At 35.0% G+C, this 16,745-nt stretch carries 16 protein-coding genes; 8 read left to right on the top strand and 8 right to left on the bottom strand.

Features of this window, described 5'->3' with window-relative positions:
* Window positions 1–50 precede the first annotated feature (50 nt).
* Entirely contained in the window at window positions 51–494 is a 444-nt protein-coding gene (locus NST98_RS09865; protein ID WP_408647331.1) for a spore coat protein, read from the bottom strand.
* Window positions 495–573: 79 nt separating this feature from the next.
* Window positions 574–768, bottom strand: coding sequence for a hypothetical protein (locus NST98_RS09860; protein ID WP_016839163.1), 195 nt, complete (start codon window positions 766–768; stop codon window positions 574–576).
* Between the two features lie 420 nt (window positions 769–1,188).
* On the opposite strand from NST98_RS09860, the gene NST98_RS09855 reads away from it, so the two are divergent.
* From NST98_RS09855 to NST98_RS09840, 4 genes are read left to right on the top strand one after another with little or no spacing between them, the layout of a single operon-like run.
* On the top strand, window positions 1,189–1,650 hold the full coding sequence (locus NST98_RS09855) for a hypothetical protein (protein ID WP_016839164.1): 462 nt from the start codon (window positions 1,189–1,191) through the stop codon (window positions 1,648–1,650).
* Between the two features lie 53 nt (window positions 1,651–1,703).
* Complete coding sequence (locus NST98_RS09850; RefSeq protein ID WP_340715028.1) at window positions 1,704–3,122, top strand: hypothetical protein; 1,419 nt, start codon at window positions 1,704–1,706, stop codon at window positions 3,120–3,122.
* Window positions 3,123–3,151: 29 nt separating this feature from the next.
* The gene (locus NST98_RS09845; protein WP_016839166.1) at window positions 3,152–3,286 is read left to right on the top strand and encodes a hypothetical protein; all 135 of its coding nucleotides are present in this window, start codon (window positions 3,152–3,154) and stop codon (window positions 3,284–3,286) included.
* Window positions 3,287–4,627, top strand: coding sequence for an ArsB/NhaD family transporter (locus tag NST98_RS09840; RefSeq protein ID WP_016839167.1), 1,341 nt, complete (start codon window positions 3,287–3,289; stop codon window positions 4,625–4,627). It begins immediately after the preceding gene.
* Between the two features lie 109 nt (window positions 4,628–4,736).
* Here the strand turns inward: NST98_RS09840 and NST98_RS09835 are convergent, their stop codons facing one another.
* Window positions 4,737–5,804 carry a CotH kinase family protein gene (locus NST98_RS09835; RefSeq protein WP_016839168.1) on the bottom strand — a complete coding sequence of 356 codons (1,068 nt, stop codon included), beginning with the start codon at window positions 5,802–5,804 and terminating at the stop codon, window positions 4,737–4,739.
* A 93-nt stretch (window positions 5,805–5,897) separates the two neighbouring features.
* On the opposite strand from NST98_RS09835, the gene NST98_RS09830 reads away from it, so the two are divergent.
* Window positions 5,898–6,533: a hypothetical protein gene (locus tag NST98_RS09830; protein WP_340715027.1), complete on the top strand. Its 636-nt coding sequence runs from the start codon at window positions 5,898–5,900 to the stop codon at window positions 6,531–6,533.
* A 55-nt stretch (window positions 6,534–6,588) separates the two neighbouring features.
* Here the strand turns inward: NST98_RS09830 and NST98_RS09825 are convergent, their stop codons facing one another.
* Window positions 6,589–8,211, bottom strand: coding sequence for a methyl-accepting chemotaxis protein (locus tag NST98_RS09825; protein ID WP_340715026.1), 1,623 nt, complete (start codon window positions 8,209–8,211; stop codon window positions 6,589–6,591).
* Between the two features lie 613 nt (window positions 8,212–8,824).
* Between NST98_RS09825 and NST98_RS09820 the strand changes: the two genes are divergently transcribed.
* The 3 genes from NST98_RS09820 (at window position 8,825) to NST98_RS09810 (ending at window position 12,154) form a co-directional block, all read left to right on the top strand.
* Window positions 8,825–9,109 carry a phage holin family protein gene (locus tag NST98_RS09820; RefSeq protein WP_340715025.1) on the top strand — a complete coding sequence of 95 codons (285 nt, stop codon included), beginning with the start codon at window positions 8,825–8,827 and terminating at the stop codon, window positions 9,107–9,109.
* A 334-nt stretch (window positions 9,110–9,443) separates the two neighbouring features.
* Window positions 9,444–10,490 (top strand): NAD(P)/FAD-dependent oxidoreductase, encoded by a 1,047-nt coding sequence (locus NST98_RS09815; RefSeq protein WP_340715024.1) that lies wholly within the window; start codon window positions 9,444–9,446, stop codon window positions 10,488–10,490.
* A 572-nt stretch (window positions 10,491–11,062) separates the two neighbouring features.
* Window positions 11,063–12,154: a tetratricopeptide repeat-containing glycosyltransferase family 2 protein gene (locus NST98_RS09810; protein ID WP_340715023.1), complete on the top strand. Its 1,092-nt coding sequence runs from the start codon at window positions 11,063–11,065 to the stop codon at window positions 12,152–12,154.
* Between the two features lie 39 nt (window positions 12,155–12,193).
* Here the strand turns inward: NST98_RS09810 and NST98_RS09805 are convergent, their stop codons facing one another.
* The 4 genes from NST98_RS09805 to NST98_RS17305 all read right to left on the bottom strand — a co-directional run bounded on the left by NST98_RS09805 (window position 12,194) and on the right by NST98_RS17305 (window position 16,566).
* Window positions 12,194–13,198, bottom strand: a complete 1,005-nt coding sequence (locus NST98_RS09805; RefSeq protein WP_340715022.1) for a glycosyltransferase — start codon at window positions 13,196–13,198, stop codon at window positions 12,194–12,196.
* A gap of 32 nt (window positions 13,199–13,230) precedes the next feature.
* The gene (locus NST98_RS09800; protein ID WP_096549648.1) at window positions 13,231–13,743 is read right to left on the bottom strand and encodes a hypothetical protein; all 513 of its coding nucleotides are present in this window, start codon (window positions 13,741–13,743) and stop codon (window positions 13,231–13,233) included.
* Window positions 13,744–13,773: 30 nt separating this feature from the next.
* Window positions 13,774–14,235: a hypothetical protein gene (locus NST98_RS09795; RefSeq protein WP_340715021.1), complete on the bottom strand. Its 462-nt coding sequence runs from the start codon at window positions 14,233–14,235 to the stop codon at window positions 13,774–13,776.
* Window positions 14,236–14,487: 252 nt separating this feature from the next.
* On the bottom strand, window positions 14,488–16,566 hold the full coding sequence (locus NST98_RS17305) for a collagen-like triple helix repeat-containing protein (protein WP_445684039.1): 2,079 nt from the start codon (window positions 16,564–16,566) through the stop codon (window positions 14,488–14,490).
* Between the last annotated feature and the right edge of the window lie 179 nt (window positions 16,567–16,745).

The following is a 16,745-nucleotide window of genomic DNA, read 5'->3' as shown; positions in this document are numbered from 1 at the left end:
TATAAATGTTTTATTTCATATTTAACTTTGCTACTTCCTTATTTTAGAAATTAGAGAACATCAATTCTTACTAGTAAAGCAATTAAAATTTGTAGTAATAATTGAATGTTAACAATTAAATCATTATCAGTAGTTGTAATTCTTACACCTCTAGAATTTTCAACATAAGTTTGTTGTCTATTGATTTGTTTTGATTTTACATTGGCAATTAATTCTTGTGTGATTCTTTCAGCATCTCTGCTGCTGCCACCTATTGAAATGCTAATAACTAAGCTAATTGCAGCTTGCAATGCAACTTGAAGAGATAATGCTGCTTGCGTATCTGTTGTAGTGATTTCTACATCAGCTGAATCAATGACAATAATTTGCTCATATGATTCTTGGATATTTTCGATTGCACCTTCCAAATTATTCATATCACGATCTAATGGATGTGCAGAGGAAGGGTCTAAAGCACTCCATCTTCTATGTTCATTTCTTCTCGTCATATCAATACCTTCAACAGAAGGCATATTTCCACGCCATACTTTGCTGTTACCCATTCATTCATTCCTCCTTTTTGACAGTAGATTGCTATTTTTTAATTGTTTTTACTAGTTTGTTCACATTACTTTCTAAATCCATTAGTAAATTTTTTAACTTTCTTTTTTCTTGTGCGCTTAATCTTGGCTTTCTTAGTTTTACTCCGTGTCTTTTTAGGACACTATCTATTAAAAGATTCACACTCTGGTTAGTAATGGAGTCTAAACTTCGATTACGCCGACTCAAAAATACTCCTCCTTTCTATTTATCTGAAAATAGAATATGTAAGGAATGAAATGATACTTGGGTAAATATTACGAGTTTTTGTTTATTTTCATAATTGAAAGTTAATTGACTTCTTATAGAAATTACTAGAAGAGAAAAAAAACATCATTTTCTAAAAGAGAAAGGTTCTGCATCCAAAAGTTAGATTTTGACTCTAACTTTTAGGGGTCACTACCCTTCTCAAAAGAGAAAATGATGTTTTTAAGTTTTGTCCCAGCTTCTTTAATTAATTTGAATTTGTTTTGTCAGATTTACATGTTCTTTCATACAATAACATAACGCAAATCCTCAATAAATTAACGATGTTTAGGCGGATAACTAATTACCTTTTTACGTTTACACGTATAAATAATAATGAATTTTATAATGGGAGGAACAAGAATGAATAGGGAGTTAATGCTTTCTTTATTGAACAAAGTGGTTAGAGTAGATCGCGGTGGGCCTGAGTCTAGGGTTGGTAAAGTATTTTCTGCTCAATCTGATTATTTCGCATTGTTGACAGAAGAAGATGGAATAGTATTTTACAAATATCAACATATCAAGAGTATTACTCAAGATTCAAGAAATGGCATGAAGTTGAATGTTGAAGTTCCTGAAGATTATCCATTTGCTAGTTTCATGGATTTCAGATCCGTATTAAATGAATTACGTCATAAATGGGTTAAAATTAACCGCGGTGGACCTGAGTCAGTGGAAGGTGTATTAGAAGAAGTATTTGATGATTTTATAACAATTGTAAAAAATGAAGAAGTAATCCGCGTGGCAATGTTCCATATTCGAAATGTGAGTTATGGACCAAAACCAGAAAAGAAACCTGAAAAGCAAGATGAAGAAAATAACTAATAACAAATTAAAAGGGGAGACTTCGTGCGGATTGCATTAAAAAGGAGGCCCTAATGTTGAATGCTGAATTTTTGTTAGATACAATAAAAGGTCTTGAAGGTTTAGAGATTGGCTTATTTTTAGCTGAAAATCAATCCATTCAAGGTACTTTATTAAGTGTTCAAGAAGACCATTTAATTGTTAAAGTCAACGAAAATGTAATATATTTCCCTATCACCCAAATCAAAGCATTATCGAAAAACGCAAAAGAATCAAGTGTCATAAATAAGGGATTTAGTAACACTTCACTTAACAGATTTAAGTTGGAAGAAATATTAAAAATAATGTATTTACAATGGATTACTGTTAATAGTTTTGGCAATAAAAGCTTTTCAGGAGTGCTCAGCAATGTTTATGAAGATTATATCGTGTTGATTAACGGAGAGAATCAATACTATATTTTAAAGTCACAGATTACAAGTATTCTCAATGAACAAATCGATGAAAACCAAATTATAAATCTAGAGGCTAATGGAATTGCCAATACAGCATTGACTAATTTACCAACATCCAATTTGACTTCAGAGGATGGGCAACTAACTGAGGAGCAAAAGAAAGCTATATCAGATGCAATTAAAGAAAAGGTAAAACAGCTTTTTCCAAAGACAAATGAAGATGAACAGCAAGATACAACATCAGATATGAATATAGACGATTTAACGGCGACAATAACACAAGAAAATCAACTTGAAGAATCATCTCCATCACAAAATGAAGAAACCCTCCAAGACGAAAGGTTAGCACAAATCACTGCAACATCGAAAAATATCCTCCAAGAACCACCATCAAAACTAGAAGCGACCCTCCAAAATATCGAAAACAATCCAACAAAACAGCAAGAAAACACATTAGCTATTTCAAGCAAAAACTCCAAAAAAACCCAAAAAAGACCATTCTTCCATGAGGTAAAATTCAATTCTCCAATACAAGAATGTACTTGGGAAGATATGACGATGGAATCGCATAGTCCAAGTAAAGAGAAGGAACAAACTGAATTATTTTATGAAGATCAAGAATTAAAAAAAACAGAAATGAGTTTAATCGAAAATACTGTAAAGATTGCAGAAAAAGAAGATTTCGAAATCAAAAATTTATTAGAACCGTCAGAAGAAATACAACAATTATCTGAAGATGTGTATGAAATTCAACCAGTATCCGGAAAGATAATTGCAGCCCAACAAATAGATGATGCAGAAGAAATCGTTGAAGAAATCATGGAACCAATTGAGTGTACATCTTCCAGTGAAGAATCAGAATTCATACACGAACCTGTAAAAATGTTAATGGAAGATAATAAGCGACTTTTAAAATATCAGTACTATGCATTAATGAAATTTGCAGAAAGAATGTATCACATCGAAAACCAATATCGAGCGATCATGAAACATGCTGAGAAGATGTATTTGCAGTTAAAGGAGAGAAGTTATTATTAAGGTTGATAGGAGAAGGAGGGAAAACGAATATGATGCTCCTTTACTTCTCAATTGTGGGTGTCTTATTTTATAAATTATTTTTGCAACCACCTTCGCCAGTAAAAGAAGAAACAGTGATAGAAACAGATCAATCAACTTATGAACAATCTAAGGCGGCTGTTTAAATGGTAGATTATTCTACAATATTAATGTTAACCATTTTTTTAATCTCCATAGGTATAATGCTATGGAGACCTAAAGGAATCAATGAAACGATTCCCATTACAATAGGGGCTGCGATTATTGTCATACTAGGATTTGTAAGCTATGAGGATCTTAAAAGTATACTAAGTATTGTAAGTGGCCCCTCACTTACAATACTTTCTACTATTATGATGTCCATTGTATTGGAGAGTATTGGTTTTTTTAAGTGGATTGCTCAAAATATCATATTAAAATCGAATAATTCAGGGCTTAGGCTTTATATATATACCAATTTGTTATGTTTTTTTATGACTATGTTATTTAATAATGATGGAAGCATACTCATAACAACTCCTATCATTATCCACATCATCAAGTATTTAGCACTTAAACCACCTCAGTATATCCCCTATTTAATTTCTGGGGCGCTGATTGCAACAGCATCTAGTGCGCCGATTGCTGTAAGCAATATTTCGAATTTAATCGCATTAAAAATAGTTGGTTTAGATTTAAATAGCTACGTAAAAATTATGTTTATTCCATCGATGATAGGCATTTTAACAATGAGTTTATTATTGTATTTACTTTTTAGAAACCATATTCCGAAACAATTAGGATTACTAACTTTCAATGATAAACCGTCGAATATCTTTACTCATCCCCTTGATCCATCAGCTCAATCTGAATTAGACAAAAATTTATTTAAAATATGCATTGCCGTAGTCGTCATTACAAGAGGGGCATTTTTTGTTCTTTCACCATTTGGTATTCCATTAGAGTTGATTGGATTATTTGGAGCATTCATATTAATTACGATTCGTTGGTTAAAAATGAGAGTCGGAATAAAAGATGTAATTATCAATTCTCCGTGGCATATATTAATTTTTGCCTTTAGCATGTATGTACTCGTATATGGATTGAAAAATGTAGGATTAAACACATTGATTATTTTAAATTTTAAAGAGTTTATTGAACAAGGTACATTTAATGCAACAATGATTATGGGATTATTAACTACTGCTCTTTCCAATATTTTTAATAATTTGCCTGCCGTGATGATTGGAACACTTTCGATTACAGAAATGGAATTGAATCCATTATTAATGCAAGTTGCATATCTAGCTAATGTTATGGGAAGCGACATTGGTGCATTATTAACTCCAATCGGTACATTAGCTACACTTCTTTGGATGTTTTTATTAAAAAAACATCGAATTAAAATAACTTGGGGAAAATATATTAGCGTTACAATTTTAATCATACCAGTTACACTCATGGTGAGCTTGCTCAGTTTATATTTGTGGATACTTCTTATCTTATAATAGCGTTCTGAATGAAATGATGAGGTGTAGGAAATTAAAAATTACACTCATATTCATGCTCCTCCTCTAGTTGCTAAGGAATTCATCCTAATTAGAGGAGGAGAAATGCTTATAATAGTGATTCAAGTTGGTCCGATAAAAATTGATTACGCTTTTCAATAAATTGTAGAATATATTCTTTTTCACTCATGAAAATTTTTTCGTTATGTTTTATATATGGATCTTTTTCGATATAGGGCAGAATTAGAGCTTGCAGTTGTTCAATTTGGGGTTTAATTGCAGAAGGAATAAATTGTTTGTGTAGTATGCTTTCTAAAATCCGACGATACTTTTGTTTAAAATGCTCGTTTTCTAATATACGAGCAGTTAATGTGTTGTATCCCCAAATTGGTACATATTCAAGTTCAAGGGGCTCTCCGTGTAAGTTCCTTCCCCATGAACCATCATAATCCCATGGGGAGATTTCAAATAGTTGAGTTTCACTATTATGATATAAAGCATAATTATGAATAAATCCATCAAAATTTTGCGTGCAAACTGCCCCAGCAAGCCACAGTAAATATTTTTCAATATCTAATACTTTCACTATTTCTTCATTAAATTTATCTTTAGGATAAGTGTTAATAATGACTAACATTTTTATTAGATGTTCTTCTTCCTGAAAGGAATATTTTGTTGTATAACCATCCATTAATGATTTTTTTATATATCCTTCAGGCGTATATAAAGAGAAATTGGCATCATCATTCGTAGCATAATAGATTGAACCATCCGGCAAATTTCTCTTCTTTAAGAAGTACTCATCAAAAGACTCAATGGCTAGATATACTCCTTCACTTTTCCCATTGATGAACAATTGAATATGGTTGGAATTTGGAGAGAGAACACCGATTTTTTGAAAGAAATCAAAAGATAATTTATTTCGAATCAAAGAAGGATCATTAAACTCCGCATTTAAATGGATTTCATGGTGACCGTCCATTAGATGGGGATGTTCAAATATGATATGATAAGACTTTTTTTTATGTTTTCGAAGTTGATTTCCTCTCAAACTAATTTGAATGTCATAACTTTGGCTATTGATTGTTAGTTGGGCAAAAAAATAATGTTCTGTCCAAATATTTTTATATAGTTTTTTCAAATCGCTTTTTGATATTTCAATAAAATAAGTTTCCACACAAATGCCTCCTGAAAATGCCTCTTTATATTGGTAAATCACCTAAAGTGTTTGAAATAAATTACATAAACTATAAAGAACAAATCATTGTGTTTGGAGGGGATTATCATTAGTACTTTAATTGTTGATGATGTTAGGAAACTAGTTGAAATTGCTAAAGAGAATGATTTAATTCAATATATGTATAACAATCCAATTGAAGACCCAGAGTTAATTCAAACAACAATCGCGGTAAAAAATAAGAAATCGAATGGCAGCAAAGGTGGATCCAAAGGAAATAAAAAAGGAAGTAAAGGTTCAAAAGGAAATAAAAGTGGAGGTTCTAAAGGAGATAAACAAAAAAGCAAAGGCTCAAAGGGGAATAAAAACGACTCTAAAGGAGATAAGCAAAGAGAGAAAGGTTCAAAGGGAAATAAACAACAAGGAAGCAAAGGCTCAAAAGGGAACAAAAGCGGCGGATCAAAAGGAGATAAGCAAAGAGAGAAAGGTTCAAAGGGAAATAAACAACAAGGAAGCAAAGGCTCAAAAGGGAACAAAAGCGGCGGATCAAAAGGAGATAAGCAAAGAGAGAAAGGTTCAAAAGGGAACAAAAAACAAGGAAGAAAAGGATCGAAGGGGAATAAAAACGGTTCTAAAGGAAAAAAGGAAGAAAATAATGCCCTTTCATCATTAGTAGAAGAAATCCAAGATAAAGTAAAGGGATTTGTTCAAAAACAACAAATGAATTAACAATCTAAATAGATTGCAAGGAAATGAAGAATGCCAGGCATGTGCCTGGCATTTTTTAATAATGAAAACGATTAATTATGCGGCTAAGATGAATAGCTTCTTCCGCTAGTTTTGTAGCATTTTGAGCGAGTGCATTTATGCTTTCCATTTGAATATCTACGCTTTCATTTGTAGCTACAACCATATTTGTAAAATCTTCTGCAATTGTATTCACTTGCTGCATAATCTCCTGTAGTTTGTTTCCGTCTTCATGAACAAGATCAACAAATTTTCTATTATTTAATACTAAATTTTTTGTTGAAAGCGTTGTTTGAATTAATTGTTCTATGACTTGATCTGTTTGAGAAACGGCTTCCATCCCTTCATGAATAGCCTTCACATTATCTTCAACTTGAGCTACAGTAGTTTCTAAATCTTTATATGTTTTTTCTAATAATGTCATAATTTCTTCTGCAAATTCATTCGTTCCTTCAGCGAGTTTTCGAACTTCATTCGCAACAACTGCAAAACCGCTCCCCGCTTCACCAGCCCGAGAAGCTTCAATGGAAGCGTTAAGTGCAAGTAAATTTGTCTGTTTGGCAATTCTTGTAATGGAGGCAACTTTATCCTTCACAGCATTTGCTTCTTGAGTGATTTTGCGGATTTTCGCTGCAGAGTTAGCAACTTCAGTTTGAATTTTTGCCATTTGGCTGCGGGCAATTTGAATGGCTTCTTGTCCCTTACTCGCATCTTGTAATGCATCATCTGCACCTACCACAGCTTTCTCAACTTCTTCTTGCATTTCTTGTACTTGATTCATCATCATTTCTACCATTTCGTTGGCGTTAGTGATTGAGTAACGTTGGGTTTCTGCACCACTACGGAAAGTTTGGACAGCTGCTGATAATTCTTCAAAAGTTGTCGAAATGCGTTGTGTTTCTTCTTCTTGTTCTTTACTAATTCGTTCCACAGTTTCCGCGGCATGTTTAAATTCATCAATCATCGCACGAATCCCTAAAATAATTTTATTGATTTCATAACCGATTTGGTGAAATTCATTGCGAAGACCTACTTTTTCAATTTGTGCACTCAAGTTGCCAGAGGATATTTTTTTTGTAACGCTATACCATTCTCGCAAATTTTTCATTATGATAGTATAAAAAATTAAACTAAAAATAACCGTAACAATTGCTGTTCCAATGAGGACACTTGTTGTCATAGATAAATCATTGCTTAAAAAATAAGCAATGATAGCAGGAACTATACTGGACAAGGTAATTAAACTTCCAAATATTGCCCCAATAAAAGGTCGTTGAACTAGTCTACCCATTCTCAGATTAAAGCGTTTCCCATTCTTATCTGTTAACAGTGGGCACGATGCATCAATAAGTATTTCTCCCGTATCTCTTGGATAAATTTGCAATAGTCCTGTATTAGTTTTGGCAGCAGCCAAACCCACTTCATCGGTGAAGGATGAACCTTCTCTTAAGCGGTTCGTATGAATATAACCTAAACCATTTTCATCAACGATAACAAGGTATTCATCTCGGGCAAGTTCTTGATCCAATACAGTACGAATTTGATTTATTTGTTCTTCAATTGTTTTTTCATGGTCCCAGACGCTTCTAACTTTGGATGCGACATTTTGAACTTTCATCAGTGCCTTTTTTGCAACATTTGAACGTAATAATTTACTCATATTCACTCCCCCTGGATATATATCCTTGCATAATCCCCTTTGTATGTATTTTAAAATACCCCTTTTAGCATCTATACTTTGAACGAGTATAGATGTCATAAATTGTAATTCTATTATATCAGTAAATTAGACTAACTTTAAGGATATATATGAAAAATTTTGGATAATCTGTATTATTAAATGAGTATTATTGCATTAAATCAATTTAAATTGCTATGGTTTATTTGTACCAGAAAATAGTCATCTTCTCATAAGAATCGTTTACATTTTTCCTTCATAAATTCATTGTAACCTTCGTTTAATCATGTCACAATGAGTGGTAGTATTATAGATTTGAAAAATTCAGTAAATTTTCTGGAGTGAATTTGTGTGGAGATAGTTGAAAAAGTAATAACCTAGTAGGAAGAAATTTATATTAATGAAACCTATAATTTTGACTAATAAAAATTGATTCAAAAACTTTCATCCTTCTAACGAATTAATAACTTTTCTATGTTCTGGTTCGTAAGTAGTGAATCATCCTAAACCGTTTTTTTGTCTTACACATAAAATGATAAGAGGAATACTTTAGAGGTTTTACTCTATTAACTTTCAATAAGAAGAGGGATGAAAGATGGAAATTATTATATTAGAAAATTATATATATCCTGAGTCAGTTATTATCATTCCGGTACTTTATCTACTTGGATTGTTTTTGAATCGAACGCCAAAAGTTCCGCCATGGGTCACTCCTTGGGTACAAGTTGTTCTCGGAATTGCATTTTGTATCGGGTATTATGGATTTATTATTGAAGCGGTGATTCAAGGGATATTAGTAGCAGGAGCAGCTGCGATTGTAAAGGATTTATTCCATAAAGCCAATTATTTAACAAAGAGAGACCAAAACGGAAAAGAATAATCTATTTTATTAATATAAAGATGATTGGCTGAATCAATAAAGGTTCAGCTATTTTATTGCGGACAACTTGTAATGAAGGGACATGTTGGAAATTTATTGGTAGTAGCCTGTTGAAAAAAAGTTAATGATTATACAAAAAGAGGAATCAACAATTGAATAATGCAAAAAATAAGCAAGAACTCACTAAGGTTTGATTATTTATTAGGAGAAAATTCCTTTTAATATTGTTCATTTTCTCTTAAATTATCCATTCAAAAGTTTATTTTTGTGTGATAAAATTCTAAACGAAATTGATAATCATTATCGTTTTTAATTTCACCCAGGAGGATACATAATGGAAACACACAATTTATATGATGTGACAATTATTGGGGGAGGACCTAGTGGTTTATTTTCCGCATTTTACTGCGGTTTAAGAGAAATGAAAACGAAAATCATTGAATCCCAAAACTACTTAGGGGGTAAAATAAATGTTTATCCTGAAAAACTAATTTGGGATGTTGGTGCATTAACGCCAATTACAGGTGAGAAATTAATTCAACAATTGATAGAACAAGCAACGACTTTTGATCCAACTGTTGTGATAGGAGAAAAAGCAACGGAAATTTCTAAAAATGAAGTAGGTATATTCGAAATAAAAACAGATAAAGGACATACTCATTTTTCAAAAACGGTAATCGTAGCAATTGGAGGTGGCATAATCAACCCTCAGAAGCTTGAAGTGGAAGGGGCTTCTAAATTTTATAGTTCCAATTTAAATTATACAATTAAATCTTTAAAAAAATTTAAAGATAAGATTGTAATCGTTTCAGGTGGAGGACATACAGCAGTTGATTGGTGCAATGAGTTGGAGCCGATTGCGAAAAAAGTTTATTTAACATATAGAAAAGGTCAATTGAATGCCCATGAAGCACAAGTATCACAATTATTGAACAGCTCGGTTGAATGTTATTTCTATACAGAAATCACTAAATTAATTCCAAGCCAAGATGGTATGTCCATTGAGAAAGTGGAATTAACGAATAATCAGACAGGAGAAATTACTTATTTAAATGTAGATGAAGTGGTTGTGAATCATGGATATGTAAGAGAAAAAACTTTACTTGAAAATAGTCCGTTACAGATTGAATTCGCAAATGAGCACTACATTAAAGCGAATATATATTGTGAAACGAACATCCCAGGGCTTTATGCAGTGGGGGATGCAGTTGATTATGAAGGAAAAGTTCACATGATCGCTGGTGCATTTCAAGATGCAATCAACGCAGTAAATAAGGCGAAAGTGTTTGTTCAACCGGATGCAGAAGCTATTGGCATGGTATCTTCGCATAATGAGGTCTTCTATAAACGAAATCGGGAACTAATTGAAAAACTGATTTAATTTTTTAACTTCTGACTCAATATCGTCCGTTAAATGCAATGCTTCAAGGAGATGAAGATGAAACAACCATTTTCATTATGCGAGCGATAGGATTCATCTTCAGTCAAACAAGAGTAGAAATGGTTGATGAGTAGGAATTTGTCATCAAGCTGATGATATAAGGGAAAGAAGAGTTTTAGATTGTAAAGCCGAAACCTATTTATCCAGAACGTATGAAAGATAAGCTTCCTTCTGCTGTTGGAGGGGCGAAAAATTTTAACCAATTTATAGATATAGAATGCAATATCTTCATCAGTATGGAAGAAATGGTGTAATGGGGAATAAAATTATACAGAGGGCTTAGCTTTTTGGGGCTATGTCCTTTTTTTGTGATTATGATTGCGGTTTTGGCAATTGAGAAGGGTTAGCATTTTTGTAAAGTGACTTTCTAAAAAATACTTACCACATCACCCCTCTGTAACTCGTTATAACGAAATGTAACAAATGCCTATAGAATTGAAAAATTAGCCTGTTCACATCATTTTACTCAGTCATATACTAATATGAATTCTGTAAATGTGGAGGGTTGATGCATGGTTACAATAAGCTTGTGTATGATCGTCAAAAATGAAGAAAACGTACTAGAGCGTTGCTTAAATAGCGTAAAAGACCTTGTTGATGAGATCGTTATTGTTGATACGGGCTCGTCCGACAACACAAAGGAAATTGCAAAAAGATTCACTGATAAAGTATTAGATTTTGAGTGGTTTGATGATTTTTCAGCAGCGAGAAATTTTTCTTTTAAACATGCCACAATGGATTATATATTTTGGCTAGATGCCGATGATGTTATGTTAGAAGAAGACCGACAAAAATTTAAAAAATTAAAAGAACAATTAACAAGCGAGGTTGATGCGGTGTCAATGGTGTATCATCTTGCTTTTGATGAGTACAATAACCCTATCTATAGCTTTAGAAGATTTCGATTAGCCAAAAGAGAGAAAAATTTTGTTTGGAAAGGAGCTGTTCATGAATACTTAGAAGTTAGAGGGCGATTACTCCAATCTGATGTTGCGATTACTCATCGAAAAGAAAAAAAGGAAGAACGGAATGATCGGAATTTAAAAATTTATGAAAAACTTTTAGAAAAAGGAGAAAAATTCACACCAAGAGATCTATTTTATTATAGCAATGAATTAAAAGATCACGGCCAGTATGAAAAAGCAATTGAATATTACGAAAGATTTATAAATCATAAAGATGGTTGGGAAGAAGAAAAAATCCGTGCATGTATTAATATGGCTTTTTGTTATAGAAGCTTAGGAAACATAGAAAAAGAAATCGAGACGTTAATCCGTTCGATACAATACGATGTACCAAGACCAGAAGTATCTTGTCGAATGGGTGATTTGTATCTAGAAAGAAAACTCTACGATAAAGCGATTATGTGGTATCAGTTTGCTTTAATGGTAGACACATCAAACATACAAGGTATTGTACAAAAACCATATTCTACTTGGTATCCATACTTACAGCTTTGCGTTTGTCATTGGCATAAAGGGGATAAAGAATTGGCAGTCGAATATAATAAAAAAGCAAAAGAATATCGTCCGAATGATCCATCAGTGCTTTATAATGAAGAATTTTTCAAAAAGTATTTCGAAGAACAAAACAATGAAAAATAAAACAGGCTGTATCAAATCGATACAGCCTAAATTTTTTATTTATTGTTTTTGAGACGGTCTTAATTTTTCTATACAAAGTTGTTTATAATGTTCTGCTTTAAAGCTTCCAGTTCCTTTTAATATTAAATATTTAGAGTTATGTTCTCCAAGCTCGAGACATTTTTCAAAACATGCTAAAGCCTCTTCATAATTGTTGGTTTGATAAAATATTAATCCTCTTAAAAAATGTAAATCTACATAATCAGGATATAAAGCAATGGCTTTTTCTATTCCTTCTAATGCATTATCAAAACTATTTGTATCAACGAGAATTCCATATTTTAAACGGTAGAGAATAGATGGAGGCTTAATTCCGTTTAGTAAAAAACGCAAAATGGATTCATTTAAATAATCAAAAGCTTTATTATAATCTCCTCTACGATAATATTCATTTGCTAAATGGTATTCAATCCAGGGACTATGGTTTGGATTTTTATACTCCTCTTGAATAAGTTGTAGATTCCGTTCTGCTTTATTACGCTTGGTGGTTAATTTGTCAATATATCCATAATGATGAATTGGAATCTCTAAATAATCGGTTGTGTAACTGGAATCATGAGGATTAGGAAAAATAGGGGCTTCATGAATCCGATTATAGAATTGGATGCCTTTATGGTTTTGAAATAAACGTGGTTGATAATATATAAAAGCTTTTTCCCGATCAACTGGAAACGATTCACCGTAATAATTCATTACTGGCATTAAATACATTGTAGTAGTGGAATTCTTTAAAACTTCCATTAGCAATTGTTCATGGCCAGTTTCCAATTCCTCATCTGCATCGAGCCATAAAATCCAATTCCCTGTTGCCTTGGATAGGGCGAAGTTTCGCGCTTCTGCAAAATGATCATTCCATGCATATGAAAACACGGTCGCATTATATTTTTTACATATATCTATTGTCTTATCGGTTGAACCAGTATCAACAATAATTATTTCTTGCACAATCTTTTGAACACTTTTTAAACATTGTTCAATAAAATCCGCTTCATCTTTAACAATCATACAAAGGGAAATTGAAGGGGAAGACAATAAACCTACACTTCCTTTTTCCGAGGTATTTGCATATTGTTTGCCAACCAAGGTGGAGGTAAGGGTGACAAAATGATTGTTACGAGATTTGATTCGTCATCATTTGATTCTTCATAGGTTTCTTCATGAATACGAATGTAATAATAGTTCAAAATCTGAGCAACCGTTTTTTCTGAAATCATTTGATGTTCTTCAAGAAGAAAAGGATATTGTTGTAATAACATTTGCATTTTTTCAAATAGTTCTCTATTTGAGTCCGTAAACGAAGGTGTTATTACTTCGTAAGAAAAGTATGTTCGATAAATATAAAAGTGAAGAAAGAGCAGCATGTGTAATTTTTCAATTAATACTAATGATTGGATTACTTGTGTTTCACTTTGAAGTAGTTCTTCTTCCGATAGTTCTTGAGTTTGATTGCGACGTTCAAAATAGTTTATTAGGAATTGGGCAAAAGAATAAATGAATGTTGAAAAGTTTAGTGAAGATTGTAACAACTCAACTTGATGATTTTCTTGCATTGTTCACCCCCCTCGTAAAATGCATATCGATTAATGATCGTATTTTTTTTCGGATTTACACTTTGAACAATGACAATCCTTTTTCTTTTTGTTTGGGCAATAGCATAATGAAGAATCGAACGAGTCTTTACAGTGATGATGTTTACATTTACAATCTTTGTCTTCCTTGCATTCTTTACATTTATAGTGTTTTCGTGGATGACAGCAAGATTTTTGATTTAGTGTTACCACATCTTCAAGTTTAAATTGAAGTAAGATTTGTGATTTCACAACAGTACGTAATGTTTGATTAATACTTTCGTTGATTTTTAAGTAGCTATGAAAATCGCAAGGAGACTTTTTAATAAACATTTGAAGTTTTTCAGCTTCAGCATTCAAAATATGGGAAAGTCCAATTTCTTCTAATGCAATTGAAGAAAGCAATAAATTGATGGTTTTACATCGATCTAATGTAATCTCAGGAGTAATATCCGGAATGGTAGGCAAAGACATTCAAAGTGACCTCCTTAAAAATTTAACCATACAAAGTGGCTTAATGTACTCTCATACACTCTCTAGTGTATTGAACAGAAGTTAGATTTGTGCCTATTTTCAACGATTTCGTTGATGATGGAATTATTAATTAGTGAGTACCTATCACTAGTTTCTCAATTAAGTAAAATTGGTGTTGGAATGAGTGATTTCATAAAAAAACTGCAGATCACTTGAATGATTCAAGTGAGTCTGCAGTTTAAATGGATTGGCTTAAGCGATTCGGTGGATGGACCAAACGATTGGAGCGTCAGCACCGCCAAGGGTTATGCTAATTGTTAATCCATCATTTACATAGAATAGACCTATATTATCATTTGCAGTAAGTTCTACTTCTCCTGCTATTGTGACTGTTCCATTACCAAGAATAGCTCTTAAACCAACACCTAATGCAAGTTCAATGTTTAAAATTGGGAATAGTCCTACGATTAAATCATCGCCGGTAGTAATATTGCGTACTACAAATGCTGGGTCGCCACCAAAGATTCCTGTTAAAGTTGCAGTTGTACTATAGCTGATAGTTGCTGCGATTGAGTATCTTCCAGTAGCTGGAACTGTAAAGACACCAGTAGTAGGATCAAAGCTAGTTGTATTAAAGTATGGTGGAGCTACACTCCAGTTGCCAAGCTGAGTACCTGTGGATACACTAGCTGCTGTTCTAACTGCCGAGAATCCTTCATCTGCAAAGTTTGGTCCAGTCGGTCCCGTAGGTCCAGTCGGTCCAGTTGGTCCCGTAGGTCCAGTTGGTCCCGTAGGTCCAGTAGGTCCCGTAGGTCCAGTCGGTCCAGTTGGTCCAGTTGGTCCCGTAGGTCCAGTCGGCCCAGTCGGTCCAGTCGGTCCAGTCGGTCCAGTCGGTCCAGTCGGTCCCGTAGGTCCAGTCGGTCCCGTAGGTCCAGTCGGTCCAGTCGGTCCAGTCGGTCCAGTTGGTCCAGTTGGTCCAGTTGGTCCCGTAGGTCCCGTAGGTCCAGTTGGTCCCGTAGGTCCAGTCGGTCCAGTCGGCCCAGTCGGTCCAGTCGGCCCAGTCGGTCCCGTAGGTCCAGTTGGTCCAGTCGGTCCAATTGGTCCCGTAGGTCCAGTCGGCCCAGTCGGTCCAATCGGTCCAGTTGGTCCAGTAGCACCTTGAGGTCCCGTAGGTCCCGTAGGTCCCGTCGGTCCTTGAGGTCCCGTAGGTCCCGTCGGTCCCGTCGGTCCTTGAGGTCCCGTAGGTCCAGTAGGCCCTGTTGGTCCAGTAGCACCTTGAGGTCCCGTAGGCCCAGTAGGTCCAGTCGGTCCAATTGGTCCCGTAGGCCCAGTTGGTCCAGTCGGCCCAGTTGGTCCAGTCGGCCCAGTTGGTCCAGTCGGCCCAGTTGGTCCAGTAGCACCTTGAGGTCCCGTAGGCCCAGTAGGTCCAGTCGGTCCAATTGGTCCCGTAGGCCCAGTTGGTCCAGTAGCACCTTGAGGTCCCGTAGGCCCAGTAGGTCCAGTCGGTCCAATTGGTCCCGTAGGCCCAGTTGGTCCAGTAGCACCTTGAGGTCCCGTAGGCCCAGTAGGTCCAGTCGGTCCAATTGGTCCCGTAGGCCCAGTTGGTCCAGTAGCACCTTGAGGTCCCGTAGGCCCAGTAGGTCCAGTCGGTCCAATTGGTCCCGTAGGCCCAGTTGGTCCAGTAGCACCTTGAGGTCCCGTAGGCCCAGTAGGTCCAGTCGGTCCAATTGGTCCCGTAGGCCCAGTTGGTCCAGTAGCACCTTGAGGTCCCGTAGGCCCAGTAGGTCCAGTCGGTCCAATTGGTCCCGTAGGCCCAGTTGGTCCAGTAGCGCCCTGAGGTCCCGTAGGTCCAGTCGGTCCAATTGGTCCCGTAGGCCCAGTTGGTCCAGTAGCACCTTGAGGTCCCGTAGGTCCAGTTGGTCCAGTAGCACCTTGAGGTCCCGTAGGTCCAGTAGCGCCTTGAGGTCCTGTTGGCCCAGTAGGTCCAGTAGGTCCAGTAGGTCCAGGCGGTCCTGTAGGTCCCTCAGTTGAAATTAACTTTGTAACTTGCTTTAGTTTATTGTCCAATAATAATTCTTTCTTAATTGACATTGCGATTGTATCATGAACACTGCTATTAACTTGTAACAGATCATCAAGCGTTGCTGCTGGTGATAGCCCAGAAATACCCGGAATTGTTCCTAACGCATATTGGATTTTTTCACCCTCAGCATTAAGAATATGAGCTAAACTTAATTCTTCCATTGCAATGGAAGCAAGCAATAAGTTTATGACATCAGCTCTGCTAATGGTTATATTGGGGGTAATGTTTGGTAGATTGGGCTGAGACATTCCATAACTCCTTTCCTTTAAAATGTAAATGTCTCACCATGGCATTAACTAAGAACCTTAAATAGTTAATGACCATTGGTAATACAGTCGTTAATAATCTATTCTTTCTTGAAAAGGAGATAAGGAATAAAAGCCTATTTGCGTTGAAAAACCCAATTCTTAATTCAATAAACAAATTT

This window comes from Ureibacillus sp. FSL W8-0352, assembly GCF_038004345.1.
GTDB lineage: Bacteria > Bacillota > Bacilli > Bacillales_A > Planococcaceae > Ureibacillus > Ureibacillus thermosphaericus.
The sequence above is the reverse complement of the archived record's forward strand: the minus strand, read 5'-3'. Positions and strand labels throughout refer to the sequence as shown.

Bases quoted from the DNA above. Each gene is read 5' to 3' on its own strand.
- NST98_RS09855 (WP_016839164.1), top strand. From the start codon at position 1,189: ATGAATAGGGAGTTAATGCTTTCTTTATTGAACAAAGTGGTTAGAGTA.
- NST98_RS09850 (WP_340715028.1), top strand. From the start codon at position 1,704: ATGTTGAATGCTGAATTTTTGTTAGATACAATAAAAGGTCTTGAAGGT.
- NST98_RS09845 (WP_016839166.1), top strand. From the start codon at position 3,152: ATGATGCTCCTTTACTTCTCAATTGTGGGTGTCTTATTTTATAAATTA.
- NST98_RS09840 (WP_016839167.1), top strand. From the start codon at position 3,287: ATGGTAGATTATTCTACAATATTAATGTTAACCATTTTTTTAATCTCC.
- NST98_RS09825 (WP_340715026.1), bottom strand. From the start codon at position 8,211: ATGAGTAAATTATTACGTTCAAATGTTGCAAAAAAGGCACTGATGAAA.
- NST98_RS09820 (WP_340715025.1), top strand. From the start codon at position 8,825: ATGGAAATTATTATATTAGAAAATTATATATATCCTGAGTCAGTTATT.
- NST98_RS09815 (WP_340715024.1), top strand. From the start codon at position 9,444: ATGGAAACACACAATTTATATGATGTGACAATTATTGGGGGAGGACCT.
- NST98_RS09810 (WP_340715023.1), top strand. From the start codon at position 11,063: ATGGTTACAATAAGCTTGTGTATGATCGTCAAAAATGAAGAAAACGTA.
- NST98_RS09805 (WP_340715022.1), bottom strand. From the start codon at position 13,198: ATGATTGTTAAAGATGAAGCGGATTTTATTGAACAATGTTTAAAAAGT.
- NST98_RS09800 (WP_096549648.1), bottom strand. From the start codon at position 13,743: ATGCAAGAAAATCATCAAGTTGAGTTGTTACAATCTTCACTAAACTTT.
- NST98_RS09795 (WP_340715021.1), bottom strand. From the start codon at position 14,235: ATGTCTTTGCCTACCATTCCGGATATTACTCCTGAGATTACATTAGAT.
- NST98_RS17305 (WP_445684039.1), bottom strand. From the start codon at position 16,566: ATGTCTCAGCCCAATCTACCAAACATTACCCCCAATATAACCATTAGC.